The 6873-nt window shown below is 46.9% G+C and carries 8 protein-coding genes; 1 reads left to right on the top strand and 7 read right to left on the bottom strand.

Annotated features, from left to right (window positions below; all coding sequences use genetic code 11):
* The coding region (locus KDK15_RS03335) for a DUF3368 domain-containing protein (protein ID WP_257293949.1) at nt 1–426 on the top strand (426 nt) is incomplete at its 5' end.
* A gap of 272 nt (nt 427–698) precedes the next feature.
* On the opposite strand, the gene KDK15_RS03330 is transcribed toward KDK15_RS03335, so the two are convergent.
* The 7 genes from KDK15_RS03330 to KDK15_RS03300 form a co-directional block, all read right to left on the bottom strand.
* Nucleotides 699–1058, bottom strand: coding sequence for a polysaccharide biosynthesis protein (locus KDK15_RS03330; protein WP_373691326.1), 360 nt, complete (start codon nt 1056–1058; stop codon nt 699–701).
* 577 nt (nt 1059–1635) lie between these two features.
* Complete coding sequence (locus KDK15_RS03325; protein WP_257293948.1) at nt 1636–1863, bottom strand: DUF2188 domain-containing protein; 228 nt, start codon at nt 1861–1863, stop codon at nt 1636–1638.
* Between the two features lie 240 nt (nt 1864–2103).
* A complete protein-coding gene (gene rfbB / locus KDK15_RS03320; protein ID WP_257293947.1) occupies nt 2104–3198 on the bottom strand; it encodes a dTDP-glucose 4,6-dehydratase in 1095 nt (364 codons plus the stop codon).
* A gap of 48 nt (nt 3199–3246) precedes the next feature.
* Nucleotides 3247–4128: a dTDP-4-dehydrorhamnose reductase gene (gene rfbD, locus KDK15_RS03315; protein WP_257293946.1), complete on the bottom strand. Its 882-nt coding sequence runs from the start codon at nt 4126–4128 to the stop codon at nt 3247–3249.
* Nucleotides 4125–4691, bottom strand: a complete 567-nt coding sequence (gene rfbC / locus KDK15_RS03310; RefSeq protein ID WP_257293945.1) for a dTDP-4-dehydrorhamnose 3,5-epimerase — start codon at nt 4689–4691, stop codon at nt 4125–4127. Before rfbC ends, rfbD begins: the two co-directional genes overlap by 4 nt.
* On the bottom strand, nt 4688–5587 hold the full coding sequence (gene rfbA, locus KDK15_RS03305; protein ID WP_257293944.1) for a glucose-1-phosphate thymidylyltransferase RfbA: 900 nt from the start codon (nt 5585–5587) through the stop codon (nt 4688–4690). Before rfbA ends, rfbC begins: the two co-directional genes overlap by 4 nt.
* A gap of 167 nt (nt 5588–5754) precedes the next feature.
* Nucleotides 5755–6843, bottom strand: coding sequence for a DUF1972 domain-containing protein (locus KDK15_RS03300; protein WP_257293943.1), 1089 nt, complete (start codon nt 6841–6843; stop codon nt 5755–5757).
* Between the last annotated feature and the right edge of the window lie 30 nt (nt 6844–6873).

Raw genomic sequence — 6873 nt, 5'->3', positions numbered from 1 at the left:
CTGATATTAATGGCTCCCGCCACTGTACTCAATGAGTGCAAAGTACCCGGAAAACCAGCCTGCCACGCCATTGAAAGTGCTGTCCATTGCGGCACCATAAAGCCCATCGCCGACCAGCCAGACAATCACCCTTTGCTGCAACAATTACAAACCTTACTGGATAACGGTGAAGCGCAAGCCATTATTGCTGCCATGCAGCTCAACGCGTGCATCATGATTGACGAAAAAAAAGGGCGCAAAGAGTCCTTCAAAAGAGGCCTAAAAGTCATTGGCAGTTTGACATTATTACTTCAAGCCAGAAGACAAAATCTCATAGGGCCACTCAAACCTGTCACTGATGACCTCCGGCAGAATGGCATTCGATATTCAGACTCAGTAATTCATGAATTACTGGAGCTTGAGGCAACATTATTAAAGGCCCGCTAACCGTTGTCCGTAAAAGCTTTTATCTTGTCTTTTACGGACAACGGACAGCGGAACACGGACAACGGCTTTCAAGATACTTCATCCGTAACCGCCTGATGCTTCGGATGCCGATACAACCAATCCACCACCTTATACCAATTCCACCTTCTAACCATGAACTGCGCAGCCATTTTGAACAGCTGAATCTTCGTTGGAATTCCTCGCAATAGGCCTGCTATTACTCGTCATTCCGCCTTGCCCAGCCGTCCAAAATAGCTTGCTCGATATCATGTTTAGAAGGCGGAATTGGTATTACTGCTCGGCTTATAGTCATTCACATAACGCAGCAACAATTCTCGGGTAATGCTATAACGATGCTCTTTCAAGCTTTCGATTATCTCAACCAGCACAATCTTCAGCTGCTCCCAGGCCAGCATCTCCTCGCAGGCACGGCTGATTCGGGGATGAATTGTTCCCTCAACGTTATCGCCGATTAACAGCTCTTCATACAACTTCTCACCGGGGCGAAGCCCTGAAAAACGGATTTCAATATCCCCGTCCGGATTCGCTTCATCCAGAATAGAAAGGCAGGAAAGGGAGATCATCCGTTTGGTTAGGTCAACAATTTTAACTGGCTGCCCCATATCCAGCATTGCAACCCCGCTACTTTTATCAGTTCGGTCAACGTATGTGAGTGGCTGTCCTGGGCCAGTTTTTTATTCGGGAAATCGTATGCCCGGACCTTATGGCATATGCATACCTTAATGGCACACTCAACGGAATAACCTGCCAGATAATATGCTCCATTATATGCCCTATGATCGAGAAGTTACTGAGCTTCCCGAATTCTCACATCCGACAATTGCTCAAGCTCGGCCTCATAAAGATAATATGGCTCGCAACTCAACAGTTCAAAAACTCGTTAGCAGAGCCTGAGAGGATTGCAGGATAAAATGAAAACCGTAGCACCATTGACTGAAGAGTTGATGTTATGAGAAATATTAACCACCCTTTTGTGACCTTTGTTGTGCAAAATTCTTTTGAAAAAATGGGTGATTAAAAAAGTAAAAATCTGGATTGGGCTCCGTTAATACTCGTCAAGAATCGAGACTTGACCCCGCTTTCTGACCCCGCTTTCCTTGCCCTTGCACGCAAGAAGGAGCAAGCCTTGACGCTTAACCAAGCCATTGAAGCCAACGTCAAGAATCAAGACCTGTCGCTGGTTTTTGTTTACCCTTTTGGAGGATAAGGGTCATTACCATGACTGTCTTTACTGCTTATTTTTCCATCTTTATTGTGAATAACTAGCTCACTCTTTTGATTCTGACTGATTTCTCTGGCACGGCTTACAGCATCTTGTTTACGCTCAAAATGCCCTGAAGATCGTTGCCCACCACTTTGTTTAATATCCCAGCCACCATCAGAATTTGGTACAACATGAGTTGATTTGTTAGCCATATTTTTACTCCCTATTCTATAAATTAAATGACCACTATCATGTAGTGGTCGGTATTATTTTAGTTGAGTAATCCATTGAAAAATATTGACTTGTCGCAAACCTGTGTGAAGGGCAAAAAAAGTCAGGACTGGCGAAGGATTAGAAATATAAGCTGAACTCTATGCAGAGCATGATTTTAATAGCAGGAATAAATAAATAGTGGTTATTAAAAAGAAAGCATTGCCTGTACCTGTATCAGCTCAACTATACTGCCGCTTCACCCAATCCTGATAGCTCCCATCCATAACCGCCCGCCACCAGGATTCATTATCCAGGTACCAGTGCAGCGTCTTCCGAATGCCCGTCTCAAAAGACTCAACAGGCTCATAACCCAACTCACGGCGAGACTTCGCAGCATCAATCGCATAACGCCGATCATGCCCCGGCCGATCCTTCACAAAAGTAATCAGCTCTTCAGCAACACCCGCAACAGCTTTAGTAGCATTGGGGAAGCGCTTGGCCAGCTGACCATCAGCAGTAAACGCATCATTTACCAGCTTGCAAACAAGCTGAACAATATCGATATTGTGCCACTCGTTATGACCACCAATATTGTAGTTTTCCCCAACCTTACCTTTATTCAATACCAGCTCAATCCCCCGGGCATGGTCTTCAACAAACAACCAGTCCCGCACCTGTTTACCATCGCCGTATATTGGCAGTGGCTTGTCTTCCAGAATATTGGTAATCACCAGGGGAATCAGCTTTTCCGGAAAATGGTAAGGGCCATAATTATTGGAACAATTGCTGATAGTAGTCTGCAAACCATAGGTTTCCTGATAAGCCCGAACCAGATGATCACTGGAAGCCTTGCTCGCCGCATAAGGCGAGTTCGGCGCATAAGCTGTGGTTTCGGTAAACGGCGGATCATTCTCTGCCAACGTGCCATATACCTCATCGGTAGAAACATGATGAAAACGATGTTCCGTCACTCCACCATCCAGCCACACCTGCTTGGCTGCCTTTAGCAAACTGTGGGTACCGACAATATTGGTTTCCAGAAATGCATCCGGTCCGGTAATGGAGCGGTCTACATGAGACTCCGCCGCAAAGTGGACAATGGTATCAATTGTATGATGCTTAAGCAGCTCCACAACCAGATCGGTATGCAAAATATCACCATGCACAAACTCAAAATTATCCAGCCCGTTAACCGGCTCAAGATTTGCCAGATTACCCGCGTAGGTCAGGGCATCCAGCACCACCACTTTATGATCGGGGTACTGGCTTAGCCAGTAATGGACAAAATTGGCACCGATAAAACCGGCGCCACCAGTCACCAGAAGTGATTTCATGAAGGTTCCAGAGGGAAGTTTACAAAGCAGAAAGAGGGAGGAGAAGCTTCAGCCAGCCAGCTCGGCCAACATCTGGCGCAGTGCCACCCGCCAGTGAACTTTGGGGGCGCTCAGTTCTGTCCATGAAGACGTTTTATCCAGCACACTGTAGGCAGGCCGGGTGGCAGGTGTCGGATAATCAATGGTCTGGATCGGGCTCACCGGAATCGCTTTATCCAGCAAACCCAGTTGCAACGCTTCTTCCTGAATAGCCACAGCAAAGTCATACCAGCTGGCCACCCCGGCATCGGTGTAATGATGTACCGGACTATGCACCGTCCCTTCCAGTAAATGGGAAACGCCATTCCATACACACTGTGCCAGGTGGTTTGCCCAGGTAGGCGTACCCACTTGGTCGGCCACCACACCCAGCTGATCTTTTTCCTGCATCAGGCGCAGCATGGTTTTTACGAAGTTATTGCCATGCGCTGAATAGACCCAAGCGGTACGAATAATCAGACTGCTCTGGGGCAGTATTTCCCGCACATGGTTTTCGCCCTCCAGCTTGGTATGGCCGTAAACACTGAGAGGTTGAGGCTGATCATCGGCATGATAGGGGGAGGATTTACCACCGCAAAACACAAAGTCCGTCGATACCTGCACCATAGGTATTTTATTGTTGGCACAGGCTTTGGCTAACAGCTCGGCACCGGTTACATTCACTGCCCTGGCGGTTTCCACATCCATCTCGGCCTTATCAACCGCCGTATAGGCCGCAGCATTTATAACAATCGCGGGAGTGGAGCTTTTGAAAAAGGCCTGAATGGCCACTTCATCAGTAATATCCAGCTGGTGATAATCCGTACAGAAAAGACGGGCAAACTGTGGAGCCGTTCTGCGCAACTCATAACCCAGCTGGCCATTGGCGCCGGTGATCAATACATTAATCAAGGTTCGTACACTCCATTGTTAAAGCCACCGACAGTTGCAAAACCAATACCCGACTGATCTTTTGCCGAGAGCAGCGGCAACTCGCCATCGACCAGGGGCCAATTGATGGCTAACTCCGGGTCATCCCAGGCAATACTCATTTCATATTCCGGAGCATAATAATCAGTGCATTTGTAGAGAAAATGGGCGGACTCACTCACCACATAAAAACCATGGGCAAAACCCGGTGGTACCCAGAACATCCGCTTATTATCACCCGATAGCACCAGCCCATAGCTTTGGCCGTAGGTGGTGGAGTCTTTACGGAGATCCACCGCCACATCATAAACTTCCCCGGCAATCACCCGCACCAGCTTGCCCTGGGGATGCTGCTTCTGGAAGTGGAGACCACGCAAAATACCCCGGGCAGAATAGCTGTGATTATCCTGTACAAAGTGGGCAGGTAACCCCAGCTTGGCAAATGACTGCTCCTGAAAGGTTTCCATAAAATAACCGCGATCATCACCAAACACTTTTGGTTCAATAATCAAAAGGTCATTAATCGGGGTTTCGATAATATTCACAGCGGATGCACCTCATTAACTACCTGGATCAGGTATTCGCCATAACCACTTTTGCGCAGCGGTATGGCGATTTCCATAATATGCTCGGCTGAGACCCAGCCCATGCGATAGGCCACCTCTTCCGGGCAAGCTATCTTCAGGCCAGTGCGTTCCTCGACGGTTTGAATAAAACTGGCCGCATCCAGCAAGCTGTTATGGGTACCGGTATCCAGCCAGCAGGTGCCCCGGCTTAGCTTCTCTACATAAAGCTCACCCCGTTGCAGGTAGCAATCGATTACTGAGGTGATTTCCAGTTCACCACGAGCAGATGGTGCTACATCCCGGGCAAACATGGCTACTTTTTTATCGAAAAAATAAAGGCCGGTTACTGCGTAGGGAGAATTTGGGTTTTCTGGTTTCTCTTCAATGGTTATCACCTTCCCACTGTCGTCAAACTCAACCACACCGTAAGCAGAAGGATTTTTAACGTGGTAGCAGAATACCGTAGCCCCGTCTTTGCGCTTATCTGCAGATTGCAGCATGCGGGCAAAGTTGAAACCATAAAACAGGTTGTCACCCAGTATCATGGCGCACTCATGGCCATCAATAAAATCTGCACCAATGGTAAAGGCCTGGGCTAACCCCTTTGGCTCCTCTTGAACCGTATATTCAAAATGTATTCCCCATTGATGGCCATCACCCAGCAACTCTTTAAAGCGTGGTTGTTCTGCCGGTGTGGTAATAATCAGAATTTCACGGATACCTGCCAGCATTAGGGTGGAAATGGGGTAGTAAATCATCGGTTTATCATAAACCGGCATCAGCTGTTTGCTGACCGCTTGGGTTAATGGATAAAGACGGGTGCCAGAGCCGCCAGCGAGGATGACCCCTTTTCGAGTGGTTGTATGCTTATTCATTAGAGTGATTTAATTAATCATTAGGAACCCCCGGGGCTATTGCCGGGGAGGCTAGCATAGGTTACACCTATCAATAAAAGGTGTTGGATGTTTACCATCAGAAAGATTATTTATCCGCATTCATAGCAAACTAATTGAAGCTTTTGATTAAATCAGCCTTGCGTACTTTAACCATTATCCATGAGCTCAAAATATGCACGGCCTATCTCCGCCCATGTGAAACGTCGGCGAGCAATCTCAACCATGCGCTTACCGATGGCATAAGAAGTATCGTTATCCAGTGTAAGTAATTGGTTCTGTAATTCTTCTGCGGATAGGAAGTAACGTGCAGATTGCTCTGTACTATAACGGTTAAAGCTGCATCCATATGCGATTACAGGAATACCGAAATGCATCATCTCGACAAGGGAAGGATTGGTACCCCCAGCTGAATGACCATGTACATATAACCAGGCACTGTCCCGCAAGCATCGTAATTGGCCAGGGTCATAAACCGGATCAAGTAAGTACAGATTGGGCGTATCGCCGTAGCGTTTATATAGTTCACGGCCGTAGTCGCTTTTGTCCCAGTTTCCAACAAATACCAATGGTTGTTCAGGCAATGAGTAAAAGGCATCCAGAATCATTGCAACATTGTTCTCTGGCTCGATCCTACACAGTGCTAACGCATAACGTACAGGTAAGTCACTAGCAGCCCCTGCAGGATTGGGTTCAGTCGCTAGCGCATGGTCGCCTCCATAAGCGATAACCTTACACGGTACACCATAAGTTGATGCCACATGTTCGGCAATCGCCTGATTGTCCGCCACCACTACATGCGACCATTTCACAGCTGCCCACTCTGATAAACGAAGTACGAGTTTAGCTAAACTAGACCACTTCTCACGTTTCCATTCGATACCATCAATGTTAGTAAAAATCCTAGCACGGGAGAACAGCCTTACAAGAGGTAGTGCCAGTGCACCGGAAACACCTAGTAGCAAAATTACCTCGGTTCTACGAAATACAGCCCAAAAAAGAGAAAAAATATCATACGGAATGCTTTGAATACCATTAGCTTTTAGAGGAATGTATTTTAGATCAGCATTTAGATAACGCGATGGACGTTTCGAATAAGCTGCAGCCTCACAATAGACAGTCAGCGATACAGGTAAATGATTAAAAGCGTGATAACAGACAAGGTTATCCGCTAGTGTTTCAAAACCACCATATTTTCCAGGAACACCAACAGTGCCGATAATTGCAATTTTTTTCATTATGAATTAATTCAAATTAATTACTGGCAA

Source organism: Endozoicomonas sp. YOMI1, assembly GCF_024606345.1.
In the GTDB taxonomy this organism is placed as follows: Bacteria; Pseudomonadota; Gammaproteobacteria; order Pseudomonadales; family Endozoicomonadaceae; genus Endozoicomonas.
Note: the sequence above shows the minus strand (reverse complement) of the source record. Positions and strands in the feature narration are given on the sequence as shown.